Here is a 363-nt window from a genome sequence, read left to right as displayed (position 1 = left end):
CCGTGCCCGTTGCCGTGCCCGTTGCCGTGCCCGTGCTGTTCCGCGCGCTCCTTGTGTGCCTGGTCCGCGCGCATCGCCATCGGCCCCGACATGTACGCCAGGATCGCCGCCGACACGATGAAGGCCATGTGGATCACCGTGCCCCACAGCAGGGCGTGGCGCGAGGTGTGGTGGACGTCCACGAACATCTGGAGCAGATGGACGGAGGAGATGCCCACGATGGCGGTGGCGAGCTTGACCTTCAGTACGTTGGAGTTGACGTGGGAGAGCCACTCGGGCTGGTCCCGGTGGCCCTGGAGGCCGATGCGCGACACGAAGGTCTCATAGCCGCCGACGATCACCATGATCAGCAGGTTCGCGATC

Annotated in this window: 1 protein-coding gene; it reads right to left on the bottom strand. The window is 66.4% G+C overall.

Going from position 1 to position 363, the window contains the following annotated elements:
• On the bottom strand, positions 1-363 hold a 363-nt coding region (locus DSY14_RS28305), incomplete at both ends, for a YqhA family protein (protein WP_211719625.1).

It is taken from the genome of Nocardiopsis sp. MG754419 (assembly GCF_018207095.1).
Taxonomy (GTDB): Bacteria; Actinomycetota; Actinomycetes; order Streptosporangiales; family Streptosporangiaceae; genus Nocardiopsis.
This window is presented reverse-complemented; position numbering and strand designations above follow the sequence as displayed.